The following is a 382-nucleotide window of genomic DNA, read 5'->3' as shown; positions in this document are numbered from 1 at the left end:
CATACCTATTTTTTAATTCGATTTAGGTTTCCAGCAGTGCGGCAGCAATTCTTCAATTTGGGTCACTTTGTGTGTCGGTAACCTTTTCAGCACATCACTTAAATAGGCATACGGATCCAAGCCATTCAGCTTTGCTGACTGGATTAACGTCATGATGTTTGCCGCTCGCTGACCACTGCGCAGCGAACCTGCAAACAGCCAGTTCTTGCGCCCCAACGCCCAGGGACGCATCTGATTCTCGACCCAATTGTTGCATATCGGTAGATTGCCATCATCCAGATAGCGGCTTAAAGCTGGCCAACGCTTCAGAGTGTAATTGATGGCCTTGGCGGTGGGAGAACTCGATGGCACTGTCAGATGATGTTGGTTGAGCCATTCATAT

At 48.4% G+C, this 382-nt stretch carries 1 protein-coding gene; it reads right to left on the bottom strand.

What is annotated here, in order from left to right:
- Positions 1–12 precede the first annotated feature (12 nt).
- Positions 13–382: IS66 family transposase (locus AC25JC_RS17360; RefSeq protein ID WP_031970244.1), on the bottom strand; the 370-nt coding region annotated here is incomplete at its 5' end.

Source organism: Acinetobacter sp. P37 (assembly GCF_057480965.1).
This window is presented reverse-complemented; position numbering and strand designations above follow the sequence as displayed.